Genomic DNA, 14,149 nt, shown 5'->3' with positions numbered 1-14,149 from the left:
GTTTCTAATGGCAGAACATACGTGTCAACAAGATCATTCTCATGGCAATAATCACCGCCACGCGCATGGTCATTTATCGGATATCGGATTTATCATCGGCGTTTTGTGCTTTATCACAGCAATTTTTGTCCCTTATGAAAATATGAAAACAATCATGTACTTAGCAACGATCATCTTGGCAGGGTATCATGTGATTGGAGAAGGAATCACAGATACTTTCACACAAACAAAAATCAATCATCGGTTCACACCCAATGTGCACCTGCTGATGACTGCTGCCATGATTGGCTCGGTCCTCATTGGCCACTATAATGAAGGGGCATTACTGATTTTGATTTTTGCGGGTGCACACTTTTTAGAAGAATATGCAGAAGGACAAAGCCGTCGTGAAATCACCAATCTCCTAAAAATCAATCCGACAGAAGCTCGCTTGATCGATGCAACGGGAACTATCAAGAAAATTGCTGCTGATCAAGTCAAAAAGGGCGATCATCTCCAAGTCTTACCAGGTGATCAAGTTGCGGCCGACGGTGTGATCATTTCAGGATCAAGTGATATCAATGAATCATCGATCAATGGCGAAAGCATTCCACGAGAAAAGTCAGTTGGAGAGGAAGTGTTTGGCAGTACCCTGAATGGTTCTGGAAACTTCACGATGGAAGTGACCAAAGACAGTGCAGATTCAGTCTTTGCCAAAATCATCATGCTGGCCACTGAAGCACAGGCAAATCAATCACCAACAGAAACAACAATCAAAAAAATCGAGCCAATTTATGTCAAAACAGTATTTCTATTGGTCCCACTGTTTATTGTGAGTGCACCTTTCTTGCTTGGCTGGGATTGGTCAACAAGTTTTTACCGAGGCATGGTCATGATGATCGCCGCGTCACCTTGTGCATTGGCTGCTAGTGCAGTTCCGGTCAGTCTTTCAGCTTTGTCTAATTTAGCTAAACGCGGCATTTTATTTAAAGGCAGTACCTTTTTGACTCATTTTGCTAAAATCAAGGCCATTGCTTTCGACAAAACCGGAACTTTGACAGAAGGCAAACCGATAGTAACGGATGTGGTCTATGGCGACCAAGCGGATCAAGCAGCTATTGATGCTGTGATCACAGCTATGGAAAAACAAGCAAATCATCCTTTGGCTGAAGCAATGATCGCTCACTTCGATAGGAAAGAGTTGTCGCAGCAAACATTGAAAGTTACCAATCAAGCGGGAATTGGATTGGTAGCAAAAAAAGCAGAACAACACTATCGATTAGGCAAACTGAGTGAAGACCTGCTGATTGCTGTTCCATTAAAGACAGCAATCAAGCAAATGGAAGCCGAAGGCAAAACGATCGTTTTATTTTCAATCAACAATTCGGTTGAAGCGGTGATTGGATTGATGGATCAACCCAATCCCCAAGCAGCAGCGATCATCGAAAGAATGAAGCAGCAAGGTATCCAAACAGTGATGATAACCGGAGACAGACAAGCGGCAGGAGAGAACATTGGTGCATTGCTGCAAGTCGATCAAACCATTGCCAATGTCATGCCGGCCAACAAAGCACAAATCGTTCAGTCACTACAAAAAGATTATGGCCTAACAGCAATGGTGGGAGATGGAATCAATGATGCCCCTGCGCTAGTCCAAGCAGACATTGGCTTTGCGATGGGGGAAGGATCAGATGCCGCTATTGATGTAGCCGATGCAGTGATCATGAAAAATGATTTGACCCGCGTCGATTATGCTTATCGGATTGCCAAAAAGACAGATAAAGTGATTTGGCAAAATATTTGTTTCTCAATGCTGATCGTCGCCATATTAGTGGTTTTGAATCTTATTGGAAAAATGAATATCGGTTTAGGGGTCATTGCTCATGAAGGGAGTACGCTTTTGGTTTTAATGAATGGCCTGCGTTTGTTAAGAAAATTACCAGAATAAAGAAGCGCCGCTGCAAAGTTCCTCACAAAGAGGCATCTTGCAGCGGCGCTTAACTATCTGATCAGTGACTGAATTGTGTGTCAGTTGGAAGCATAAAGGCATCGATTTTTGCCAAACGTTTTTCGATCCGACGGAGAATGCCTTCAGAAGATTCTAGTAGTTTGATTGCGTGAAAAGCCTTTGATAGTAAAGCTTTTTCTTTGGCGGGTTCATGTTCTAAACGATAGATCGTCGCCAAACGTTCCACATATTCATAATGGGTATAATCAGTTTTATTGATCAAAAAATGAAGCAAATCTTTGGCCTTGGGATAATCTTCTTGTAAGTAGAAGCTAATCGCTTCGCGGTATAATTTGATATCCAACTCTTCGATCTGATCTGGATCTGTATCGGCCCGCAAAGAGCGCCATTCGTTGATCGAAATTTTCCGTACAACTTTACCTGTGGGATCTGTCAAAAAGATCACTGGTACGTCATTAGGGTGTTTAGTTTCTTGATTGATTTTTTGCATGTCGCACCTCCTACGGTAGAATTACTTTTGGTCTGATACTTTACCTTATTTTAAAAGGTACAGCAGCAAAAGTCTACATGAAGGTGTCAGAAAACTTTAATTTTTAGAACATTCTCATTTTAGGCTTTTTTACGTTGAAAATAGCTGAACGCATCGGAAAAGCCGATAAACAAAAGAATGCCGCCAAATATTTGAAAGAACAAGAGCCAAGTTGCAAATGGATTGAAGACCAGAATGATACCGGCAGCAATGATCGCAAAACTGATGATCAATCCAATCAAGTAGGGTGAGCCACTTCGTTTTTGATTAAACGTGGCCATTAAACGTGTACAGCCGCTGATAGTAATCAAGATACCCAGAAAAAATGGCACGATCGATAGCAAGCCTCTAGCAAAAACCAAAATTGCAGCTGCAGCAATCAATAGCAAAATACCAGAGACGAATTGAACGTTGCGATAGCCTTTTTTCTGATCTTTATAATTCGTGTATAAACTGATGATGCCCAAACAAGCGATATAACCGGCAACTAAATAGACGATCGTATTGAAGACGGTACGAGGCGCAATGAGAATAATCAAGCCAAATACGATATAAACGATCGCTCTAGCCAAATCATAACGTTGTATTTTGTCAAAAAATGCATTCATGTGGGTTTCCTCCTTTTTTCTATATTGTAACGAATTATTGATAAAATGGATACTATAAGATATAGCGCACGATTTATTCCTTTTATCCCTCTTGAATCTTTGCTAAAATAAGAAAAAAGCGAAACGGAGAATCTTATGACAGGTTTAACAGTATTGATGGGTCTATTTACGGTCGTGCTTTTTCTTTTTTTGTTTATCCTTCGTCGAGAGATCGTCATCGTCGCTAAAGAACGTCAATTGAGCAAGATTATGCTCATTTGTTTTGCGTTGTTGATCATTCTAGCAATGGTTTGGATCGATGATACCTTAGATAATCGCGTGCGCGGGGTTATATCCGGTTTTATTTTTCTAAGCTTCGCTTTAGATAGCAGGGGATTGGCGATTGATCGTATCATCATTCACCCTATGAATATCAAAGGGGTTTCCTATCAAGAAATTGATCGAATCGTATTGTTTCAGGAAAAAGAAGGAGAACCGATCAAAATGAATTATTTCCGACGGGGAATCCGAGGCCCTTTGCTGAAATTCAAGCAACCCATGGCAGAGATCGTGGTATTTTTGAGTGAGCATTTGAAAGAAGGCACACCGATCGATATCTTAGTCGATCAAGATGAATAAGCAGAAAACAAGACTGTCTTTTAGCGGGCAAACAAAAAACACGGCCAATGATGGACCGTGTTTTTTACTTGTATGGATCAAACACGCAACTATCTATTTATTTAATGACTAAGAATCGTTCATCGTCATTTAGGAATTCTTTTTCATTGGCTTCGCTTTCTTTAGACCCGAAGACCAATTGGGCACGTAATTGCCAATTTTCAGGAATCGACCATTCCTTCGCCACTGCTTCGTCGATGACTGGATTGTAATGCTGTAAGTTGGCCCCAAGCCCAGCTTCTTCCAATGCAACCCAAGTATTTGATTGGGCAATACCATTCGATTGTTCCGCCCAGACAGGGAAGTTATCGGCATATAGTGCAAATTGGTCTTGCAAGTTTTTGACTGTATCGATATGGATGAAGAACAATACGGTCCCAAAACCAGCTTTGAAACCAGCTAATTTTTGTTTGGTTGCTTCAAATGCTTCGGGAGGTGTTAAGGGTTTTAAAGCCGCTTCAGTCAATGACCATAGTTTTTCATGGGCTTCACCGAATAAGATGACAGCACGAGGAGATTGTGCATTAAATGCAGTCGGACTGTTTTTGACTGCTTCTTTGATGATTGCTTCAATTTCAGATTCAGAAAGTGTCACGTTTTTGCCTAGTCCGTAGATCGAACGGCGTTTTTTGATTGTGTCTAAGAATGTTGTCATTTTGTAACCACCTTTTTATAATATGCTTTCAGTATACATGCTTACTTAATGTTAGTAAACAAAAGTGCTTTACCGAAAAAAAGCCCAGCATGACGCTGAGCTTTTGATGGTCCTTCGCTTTATTGGGGCTTTATTGGGCATCGATTGCGATAAATTTGACGGTCACATATTCTTCTGGACCATATTTACCATTTTCGCGACCAAAACCAGAATGCTTTACACCACCGAATGGCGCTGCTGGATTGGAAATGGCAATATCATTGACACCCACCATTCCGTATTGCAGTTTTTGGGCGGTATTGGATATGGTTTGCAGATTGGTTGAGAAGAAATAAGAAGCAAGACCAAACACGGTGTCATTGGCCGCTTCAACAACTGCTTCACGATCCTTAAAAGAAATCAATGGAATCACCGGTCCAAAGGTTTCTTCATAATACATATTCATATCTGGTGTGACGCCATCAATGACAGTAGGTTCAAAGAAATTTCCTTTTTGATAAAAATCTTCCGTCAACTTGTGTCCACCATATAAGATCTTGGCACCTTTATCTGTGGCATCAGCTAGTTGTTCGACCACTTTATCCACGCCGGCTTGGTTGATCAAAGGGCCAACTGTTGGATCATCAGTGCCTAAACCTACAGTAACATCTGGCATTTTTTCAAGCAAACGTTCAGTGAATTCTTCCTTGATCGATTCCTCAACAAAGATTCGATTTGGAGAAGTACACACTTGTCCGTTGTTTCTAAATTTTGCAGCAATCAGTTTCTCGACTGCTAATGTAAGATCCGCGTCGCTAAAGACGATGAATGGTGCGTGTCCGCCTAGCTCAAGTGAGACTTTCTTTAAGGTAGGGGCAGCTTGCTCGTAGAGTTTCATGCCTACTTTAGTTGAGCCGGTAAAGGTGATTTTTTTGACTGTTTCATTTTCCGTCAATTCTTTTCCGATATCAGAAGAAGAACCCAACAGAATATTTACGACACCAGCGGGTAAACCAGCTCGTTGAAAAATATCGCCTAAGGCCAGTGCTGAAAGTGGGGTTTCTTTCGACGGTTTCATTACCAAGGTACATCCGACAGCAATTGCCGGTGCGATTTTTCGCGCTATCATATTGGAAGGGAAGTTCCAAGGGGTGATCGCACCGACGACACCGATTGCTTCTTTGCGAACCAACCAATGGTTTTCTTCAGGCGCTGGAATCACTTCACCGTAAACGCGCTGTGCTTCGGAGGCATTCCAACGGAAATTGTCGATATTCGATTGAATCTCAGCTGCGGCTTCTTTGAGGGGTTTGCCTTGTTCTAAACTCATGATCAGCGCCAAGCGATCAGTTTCCTCTGCCATTAAATCGGCAATGTTATTCATATGATCCGCTCGTTCTTTCGGCGACAGTCTAGACCAACTAGTGAAAGCTTTCGCTGCCGCTGCAATGGCGTCTTTGGTTTCTTGTGTGCTTCCTTGACTGACTTTGACCAGTTCCTCGTTCGTTGCAGGATCGATTACTGCCACCGCTTCTTGACTGCCATCGACCCATTTGCCATCAATCAATAATTTTGTCGGTACTTCTGGTAATTGTCTGTTCACATTGGCACTTCCTTTCAAATTTATACTCTATTTAAACCGTAGCATGGATTTGTTCATCTGACAATTTATATGCAAAGAGGTAGTGACCTCAATTTTTTTTAAAGAAAATTTTCCATTGACTTACCTTTGTTATGTTTTATGGTAAAATAAAAATAAGAATGTTTGTTCGATTTATAATCGGAAAATAAAATCACTCAGCAGTTAAGGATGCGAAAATGACATGAAAGAATTTCTTAAAACAATTGGATTTATTGCGATTTTCGCAATTTTTCTTTTTTTACTCCGACAGTACGTTTTTACGCCTGTGATCGTCAAAGGAGATTCAATGGATCCGACGCTGCATGATGGCGAACGGGTGATAGCATTGAAGCAAACGGAAATCGAGCGATTTGATATTATTACCTTTATTGCCCCTGATGATACCAGCAAAAATTATATCAAACGGGTCATAGGGTTGCCTGGCGATCAGGTTGTCTATCAAAATGATCAATTATATATCAATGGAGTAGCTTATGATGAACCGTACTTAGACGCGTATAAAGCCAACTTGAATGATGGATTTCCCCTGACCGATGATTTTGATATGTCATTATTCGGTGAGACACAAGTGCCAGAAGGAAAGCTTTTGGTCTTGGGGGACAATCGACGCATCTCAAAAGATAGTCGGCAATTGGGGTTGATCGATGCATCAGCTGTCTTAGGTGATGTGGCATTTGTGTTTTGGCCGTTGGCTGATTTCGGCCGTTTAGAAAATTGATCATATAGACAGATATCGTCATTTCGTGGGCGTACACAAAAACACGTAAAAAGAGGACGGTCATTCATGAAAGGAGCCAATTATGAGTTTACGATTTATCATCGGCGATGGTCGCAGTGATCATGAACAAGGGATGCTTACTGTAGCTAAAGAATGGCTGCAAGAAGCACAGCAAGAAGTTTTTTTTGTGGTGCCCAACTATAACAAATTCGAACGAGAAAGAGAAATTTTGCAAGGCTTAAAGGCAGCTCAATCGGGTGATTTTGCTTCGATTCGGGCGCAAGTTTATAGTTTTCATCGCTTGGCTTGGTACTATTTGCAGCAAACTGGCTTGTTGTCACAGGGTGCTCTTTCAGAAAATGGCGCAACAATGATCATGCGCAAGCTGCTATTAGATATGGAAGAAGAGTTGATCTTATATCGAGGAGAAATCAACAAGAGCGGGTTTGTTCAACAATTGTTGGCTTTTTATCAAGAAATGCATACGAGCCAACTCAGTGTGACCGATCTATTGGCAGGTGGGGAGATTCTGGATAATACGGATGCCAACCGCAAGTTCACGGAACTGGCCGCTATTTTTCAGCGATTTGAAGCAGAATTGTTGGCACGCGCGGTTCAAGTAGATCAGCCAATCACCTTGTTGACGCGGTACTTAGCAGGTGATTCGGGTGTGGTTTCAAAGCAAGGGGCAACAACACCGCTGGAAAACTTCAGTCAAGAAAGACCTGATCTATCAAAAACATTGTATGTGATCAGTGGATTTTCCAGTTTTTCCACGCAAGAACAACAATTGATCAATGTTTTGATGAAAAAAGGACACGTGGCGATCGATCTGTTCTTAGACCGTTCCTATACAAATGAATTGCCTTCACCTTTAGATTTGTTTTATGAGGCTGGTCGCAGTTACTACCAGTTTGTCCAATTTGCCAAAGATAATGGTGTCATGCTATATCTTGACCATAAATTGCCGCCGATGGAAAGCGATTCTGCCCAAACAGAAGCTTTTCTTGAAATCGAATCATTTTGGCGGAAAACCCAATCCCAAGGTCATTATCAGCAAAAGGCTGCACTTGATCCACATCTTTCATTATGGAAGGTGGGAAATCCGGAGGAAGAAGTCCGACAAATTGCGACAGAGATCCGTCGATTGATGAGCGAAACGTCCAACCATTCCCCTTTACGTTATCGGGACATCCAGTTACTGGTAGCAGATCCGGATATTTATCATCAATATATCCCAAAGATTTTTAGCGAGTATGAGATTCCTTACTATATTGATGAAGAACAAATGATGGCACAGCACCCTTTGGTTGAATTTTTACATGCGTTTTTTGCTTGCAGACAATATGGATACCGACTACGAGATGTTTTTCGGCTGTTGCGTACCGAGTTGTATCTGCCTCAAATCTTTCAAGAGGAAACCGATTGGCAAGCAGCCAGAGATCAGTTTCGTCAATTGACCGATATCACGGAAAATCAAGCGTTGGCCCATGATTTTCAGGGTGCAGTTTGGACGAAGGAAGCAGATTGGACGCTAGCGGCGTATTCGATTGATGCCCAAGAACAGACTGCTATCTCAGAACTGACGGAAGCCACCAACCAATTGCGAAGAGCATTCCGCGTAGATATCGCCAATACTTTACAGGAACTGTCGCTAGTCAAAACCAACCGAGAAGCTGTGCAAATGGTTTATTTATTTTTGATTCAATCCGGTGTGGAAGCCCAGTTGCGCCATTGGTGTGACCAAGCGATAGAGCAAGGGAAATTAGATCAAGCCCGTAACCATGAACAGGCATGGCAAGCATTGATGGATCTTTTTGATGAATATATTGAAGTATATGGCGAAGATAACTTCGATTTTGATTTGTTTGAAGATATTGTCATGACTGGATTAGAAACAGTCACTTTCGGCAAAATCCCAACCGCTATTGACCAAGTCAACATCAACCGCTATGACCTTGCCCGCCCACGTCAAGCCAAAATCACTTTTGCTGTCGGATTGAACGAAGGGGTCTTGCCTAGAAAAATCGAGAATCATACGTTGTTGACCAATGAAGAGCGTCAACAATTCAATCGACATTTTGCCGGTGAAAAATACTTGCGGGATACGATCATCGAAAGCAGTGTCAAAGAACCGTTTCTGTTTTATGGCATTTTACTGTCGGCAACGGAGCATTTGTACTTATCCTATGCCTGTAATTTTGATACGCAGCAAAACATCAAGCGATCACCTTATCTAGATCGTATTGTACAACGGACGACGACCCGCTTTGTTGATCGTGGTTTCTTGTCCTTGACTAGTCCGCCAACTTACTATGTCGGTACGTATCGTAGTTTGATTTATCAAATCAATAATCTGAGTCAACAAGCCAGAAAAAATAATGCGCATTTGCCACCTATTTGGCAAACCTTAAAGCAACAATTATTGACTACACAGTGGCGTGATTTGGCCCATAAAGTTTTTGAAAGTCAAACCCATCAAAATATTCCTGTGCCTTTGTCACAAGAACAAGCAGCAGCACTCTATGGTCCGTCGATTTACAGTTCGATATCTCAGATGGAAACCTTTTACCAATGTGAATACAAATATTTTGTCAGTTACGGCTTGCGCTTGAAGGAACGTGATATTTATGGTCTGAGTCCAGCAATGACCGGAGAGTTTTTCCATGATGCATTGGATCGTTTTGTCAAAGTATTGATCACTGAAAACATCACATTGACTCAATTGACAGTTGACCAAAAAAACCAGTTTGTGGAAGCTGTTTTAGCAGAAATATTTGGCGAAAGCCGCTATCGCTTATTGACTAGTTCTGCTCGAATGAACTTTATACGGTATCAATTAGGAAAAACTATCCAACGGGTGGCATGGGCCTTGATGCGACAGGGCCAAAAAATGCACTTTTCACCAGAAAAAACAGAAGTGTTATTTGGACAGATAGCCGGTTCTAATGGGATCAACGGCATTGAATTGCCATTAAGCTCTGGTGGAAAACTGCATGTTCGAGGCAAAATCGATCGTGTCGATACGGCCAAAAGTGAAGAAGAACAATGGCTGTCTGTTGTCGATTATAAATCCAGCAGCCGCGATTTTGATTTGTCAGAAGCCTATTATGGATTGGCGATGCAGCTGATCACTTATTTAGATGTCGCTTTGACAGATGCTGTGCAATTGGTGGGTTCACCGAATGTTCATCCGGCAGGTGCTTATTATCTGCATGTCCATGATCCATTATTGGATGGGCAAGAGGCCAGTGAGGATGAACGTCTGAAGCGGTTCAAATATGATGGCCTATTCATCGATGAGCCAAAGGTTTTCCCTTTATTAGATCAAGAAGTGGATACCAGCAAGAATTCATTGATATTTCCGATTCGTAAAGACAAAAATGATCTGTATCAAAAGACAGCCCAAGCCAAAAATAAGTTTTATACAGAAGAAGAACTAGATTTGTTGCGGGGGCATAATCGGAAAAACATGCAACAAAGCGCTGAGAAACTTCTAAGCGGTGATATTGCGCTGAACCCTTCCTATAAAATCAAGGATAAAAAACGCGCCTGTGAATTTTGTCCTTTCCGGAGTATTTGCGAGTTTGATGTTTTATTGAAAGAAAATGATTATCATAGATTAGAAAATCTATCTAAAGAAGAAATTATTCAACGTCTAAGGGAGGAAGAACATGAGTAAAATCCCTTTAAAACCACAAAATGAAACATTTACTGATACCCAGTGGCAAGCGATTTTCGATCAAGGGGATAATCTATTGGTATCTGCTTCCGCAGGTTCTGGGAAAACGACCGTTTTGGTTCGTCGTGTGATCGAAAAATTAAAAGCTGGTACAACGGTCGATGCGCTGCTGATCGTGACATTTACCGAGGCTGCGGCTAGAGAAATGAAGGAACGGATCGAGCATGCTTTGCATGAGGCGATCAATCAAGAAAGTGATGAAGAAAGACGGCAACATTTTGTCCGTCAGTTGCAATTACTGCCTAGTGCCAATATTTCCACGCTGCATGCTTTTTGTTTGACTGTGATTCGTCGTTTTTATTATCTGATCGATTTGGATCCGAGTTTTCGGATGCTGACGGACGAGACGGAAACACTATTGATGAAGGAAGAGATTTGGACACAGCTCCGAGATCAACAATATGAAGCCAATGATGAAGCTTTTTTCCGTTTAACGGAAAATTTTGCTAGTGATCGTTCCGATGAAGGCGTCGGAGATCTGATCATGTCTTTATATGATTTTGCTCGTGCCAATCCAGATCCACTCAATTGGTTGCAGCAATTGAGTGAACAATACATTGTCGATGGGTCATTTGCCAATCAACCGCTGTATCGATCACACATCAAGCCGATGCTGCAAGAAACGCTGCAAACGGCCAACTCCCTAGTGACGGCAGCCAAAGACTTGGCTGATCGATCATCGGAAATGGATAAAGCAGCCATAGTCTTGCAACAGGATCTTGCACTTATTGCTCAGTTGCAAGAAGCGCTTCAAGAAGATCAAGTGGAGGTTTTTTATCACAAGATCCAAAAACCGAATTACGATCGTTATCCGACGTATCGCAAAGCAGAACAAAAAGAAATGTCACAAGAAATCAAACCACTACGGGATGATGCCAAAAAAATGGTGGAGCAATTGAAAGCTTATTTTCCGTATCCACCAGATGAAATGATTGATTTGTTGAAAAAATCAGCACCGATCGTAGACAAGATGGCAGAAATGACGGCTGCGTTCATGGCTGCGTTCCAAGAACGCAAACTGGCAACTGGCCGTTTGGACTTTAACGACTTGGAACATTTTACATTACAGATTTTACAAGGCGATGGAGATGGAAGCGAAGCAGCAGTTTACTACCGTGATCGGTTTCAAGAAGTACTAGTAGATGAGTACCAAGACGTCAATCGTTTACAAGAGGCACTATTGTATTGGGTGCGGCAGGTCGATGCTAACCCAGGTAATCTGTTTATGGTGGGGGATGTCAAACAATCAATCTATTCATTCCGTTTGGCAGATCCAACGCTCTTTATTGAGAAATATATGGCCTTTGAGACCGAAAATGGTGGTCGACGGATCGTGTTAGCAGAAAATTTCCGCTCACGTTCTGATGTCCTAGATTTTACGAATTTGGTTTTTCAACAATTAATGGATGAACGAGTTGGCCAAATTCCCTATGATGATGCCGCTGCTTTGGTGACGGGATTCCCTGATTTCCCTGAAAGTGACGCTTATCAGACAGAAATCCTGCTCTACGAAAAAGAGCACGAGGGGTCAGAGCAAGTAATCGATGACAAAACAGAAGGGGAATTGCACATTACTGCATTGAAGATTCGGGAACTGATCGAGAATCAGTTTATGATTTATGATAAAAAATCAAAAGAGAATCGACCAATCACTTATAATGACATCGTCTTGTTGACCCCTACGCGAAAGAACAATCTCGTGATTTTAGACGTCTTCAAAAAGTTTGGTTTGCCTTTGGCAGTCAATGATGCCCAAAACTATTTCCAAGCGACAGAGATCCAAACAATGGTTTCATTGCTGCAGATCATTGATAACCCCTACCAAGATATTCCACTAGTAGCAGTTTTACGTTCACCGATCGTCGGTATGACTGAAGACCAACTGGCGGAGATCCGCATAGCAGACCGTATTGGGGAGTACTATGATGCACTTCGGGCCTATCATGAAAAACATCAGCAGGAAGATACAAAACTGGCACAGACTGTCCGCTCTTTTTTGGCTTCATTAGATCAATGGCGAGAGGATGCACGCCGCAGATCGATTCCTGATTTATTGTGGCAAATTTATGAAGAGACAGCCTACTTAGATTATGTTGTCGGATTGCCTGCTGGGCAGCAACGATATGCAAACCTTGTGGCATTGGTCCATCGTGCAGAGAAATATGAAAAGAGCAGTTTTCGCGGATTGTATCAATTTATCCGTTTCGTTGAAAAAATGCAGGAAAAGAACAAGGATCTCGCCGAACCATTGGCAACGCCAGTCGAAAATGCCGTACGGGTCATGACTGTCCACGCCAGTAAAGGGTTAGAATTTCCTGTTGTATTTTTGCTGGATACAACAAAATTCTTTAATTACCAAGACTTTCAAAAACGTTACATTTTTGAAGAAGGTTTGGGCGCTGGGATCCAATATATCGATGCTGCTGAAAATATCAAGTACGAAACACTGCCTTTTCAAGCAATCAAACAAGTACGTCTGAAAAAAGCACTATCTGAAGAAATGCGCAAACTGTACGTCGCGCTGACCCGAGCAGAACAAAAGCTCTTTTTGGTGGGTTCGTACAAAAATCAAGAAGACGGTTTCAAAACCTGGCAATCAGGATTGACCCAAAAAGAGCTTGTGCTTGATCCAGCACTAAGGCTGGTTGCCCGTGGAAACTTAATGGATTGGATTGGTCGGTCATTGATACGTCATCCCGATATGGAAGCCGTCTTTCCAGAAGCAGTTGATCGAAAACGAACGATCCACCATCCAGCACATTTCTCGATCACTTGGTGGAATCAAACAGCACTGTCTCAAGAAAGTGTTATTGAAGTGAGGGAAGAAGCAAACGTTGAAGAGGCAGCATCAGTTGCGATCGACGATTTAACAAACCGTTTAGCCTATAGATATGCCTATCCCAAAGCAACTGAGACAACTAGCTATCAATCTGTTTCAGAATTGAAACGGGTATACAATGACCCGGATGACAGTCAAACCACATTATTGGCTTGGCAGAGTGCCTCCGAAAAAACGCAGCAGCAACACCGATTTGTCCAAGATACTTTGGCAAAGCCCAAATTTATGCAAGCCTTTCAACCGACAGCGGCAACGATTGGTACAGCCACCCATACGGTGTTGCAGATGATCCCATTAGGGGAGCAACCAACATTTGCGTCTTTAGCAGTGCTCATTGATCAATTGGTACAAAAACGATTTTTTTCTGAAGAAATTGCAAAACAAATTGACCGAGACAGTATTTTGTGGTTTTATCAAACTGAACTAGGTGAAAAAATCGTGCAGTTTTCAGAAATGGTCAAACGGGAACAACCCTTTTCAATGTTAAAAGAAGCGGATACGATATTCGAAGGATTTGAAGAGCCGGATGCGCAACTCTTGATCCATGGGATTATTGATGGCTATATTGAATTACAAGATGAAATCATTTTGTATGATTTTAAAACAGATGAGATGTTTGGCAGTGAAGAGTACATGATACAAAAAATGAAGGAACGGTATTACGGCCAATTGAAATTGTATAGTCAAGCGCTTGAGAAAGCATTGCACAAACCTGTTCGCCAGACATTCCTTGTATTATTAAGCGCACAGAAGGTTCTTGCCTTTCATTAAGACGAGCCGAGTTCCTTACAATTCGTAAGCAATATGTTATAATAGGTAAAAGAGGTGATGG

At 41.9% G+C, this 14,149-nt stretch carries 9 protein-coding genes; 5 read left to right on the top strand and 4 right to left on the bottom strand.

Going from position 1 to position 14,149, the window contains the following annotated elements:
• Positions 1-7: 7 nt before the first annotated feature.
• On the top strand, positions 8-1,927 hold the full coding sequence (locus IGI41_RS07735) for a heavy metal translocating P-type ATPase (protein ID WP_430609180.1): 1,920 nt from the start codon (positions 8-10) through the stop codon (positions 1,925-1,927).
• A 61-nt stretch (positions 1,928-1,988) separates the two neighbouring features.
• Here IGI41_RS07735 and IGI41_RS07730 read toward each other — a convergent pair whose 3' ends face one another.
• Both IGI41_RS07730 and IGI41_RS07725 read right to left on the bottom strand, forming a co-directional pair.
• On the bottom strand, positions 1,989-2,438 hold the full coding sequence (locus IGI41_RS07730; RefSeq protein ID WP_430609179.1) for a hypothetical protein: 450 nt from the start codon (positions 2,436-2,438) through the stop codon (positions 1,989-1,991).
• A gap of 119 nt (positions 2,439-2,557) precedes the next feature.
• Complete coding sequence (locus IGI41_RS07725) at positions 2,558-3,085, bottom strand: HdeD family acid-resistance protein (RefSeq protein ID WP_430609178.1); 528 nt, start codon at positions 3,083-3,085, stop codon at positions 2,558-2,560.
• A 135-nt stretch (positions 3,086-3,220) separates the two neighbouring features.
• On the opposite strand from IGI41_RS07725, the gene IGI41_RS07720 reads away from it, so the two are divergent.
• Positions 3,221-3,703 carry a hypothetical protein gene (locus tag IGI41_RS07720; RefSeq protein WP_430609177.1) on the top strand — a complete coding sequence of 161 codons (483 nt, stop codon included), beginning with the start codon at positions 3,221-3,223 and terminating at the stop codon, positions 3,701-3,703.
• A 97-nt stretch (positions 3,704-3,800) separates the two neighbouring features.
• Here the strand turns inward: IGI41_RS07720 and IGI41_RS07715 are convergent, their stop codons facing one another.
• Together IGI41_RS07715 and IGI41_RS07710 are read right to left on the bottom strand one after the other, a co-directional pair.
• Complete coding sequence (locus IGI41_RS07715; RefSeq protein ID WP_430609176.1) at positions 3,801-4,397, bottom strand: nitroreductase family protein; 597 nt, start codon at positions 4,395-4,397, stop codon at positions 3,801-3,803.
• 130 nt (positions 4,398-4,527) lie between these two features.
• Positions 4,528-5,979 (bottom strand): NAD-dependent succinate-semialdehyde dehydrogenase, encoded by a 1,452-nt coding sequence (locus IGI41_RS07710; protein WP_430609175.1) that lies wholly within the window; start codon positions 5,977-5,979, stop codon positions 4,528-4,530.
• Positions 5,980-6,199: 220 nt separating this feature from the next.
• Here IGI41_RS07710 and lepB point away from each other — a divergent pair, with 220 nt between their 5' ends.
• The 3 genes from lepB to addA all read left to right on the top strand — a co-directional run bounded on the left by lepB (position 6,200) and on the right by addA (position 14,088).
• Positions 6,200-6,736 carry a signal peptidase I gene (lepB, locus tag IGI41_RS07705; RefSeq protein WP_430609174.1) on the top strand — a complete coding sequence of 179 codons (537 nt, stop codon included), beginning with the start codon at positions 6,200-6,202 and terminating at the stop codon, positions 6,734-6,736.
• An 82-nt stretch (positions 6,737-6,818) separates the two neighbouring features.
• The gene (locus IGI41_RS07700) at positions 6,819-10,418 is read left to right on the top strand and encodes a PD-(D/E)XK nuclease family protein (protein WP_430609173.1); all 3,600 of its coding nucleotides are present in this window, start codon (positions 6,819-6,821) and stop codon (positions 10,416-10,418) included.
• A complete protein-coding gene (gene addA, locus IGI41_RS07695; RefSeq protein WP_430609172.1) occupies positions 10,411-14,088 on the top strand; it encodes a helicase-exonuclease AddAB subunit AddA in 3,678 nt (1,225 codons plus the stop codon). The genes IGI41_RS07700 and addA overlap by 8 nt, the downstream gene beginning before the upstream one ends.
• The last annotated feature ends 61 nt before the right edge of the window (positions 14,089-14,149 follow it).

The sequence above is a fragment of the Enterococcus sp. DIV0876 genome (assembly GCF_050529585.1).
Classification (GTDB): Bacteria; Bacillota; Bacilli; order Lactobacillales; family Enterococcaceae; genus Enterococcus_D.
This window is presented reverse-complemented; position numbering and strand designations above follow the sequence as displayed.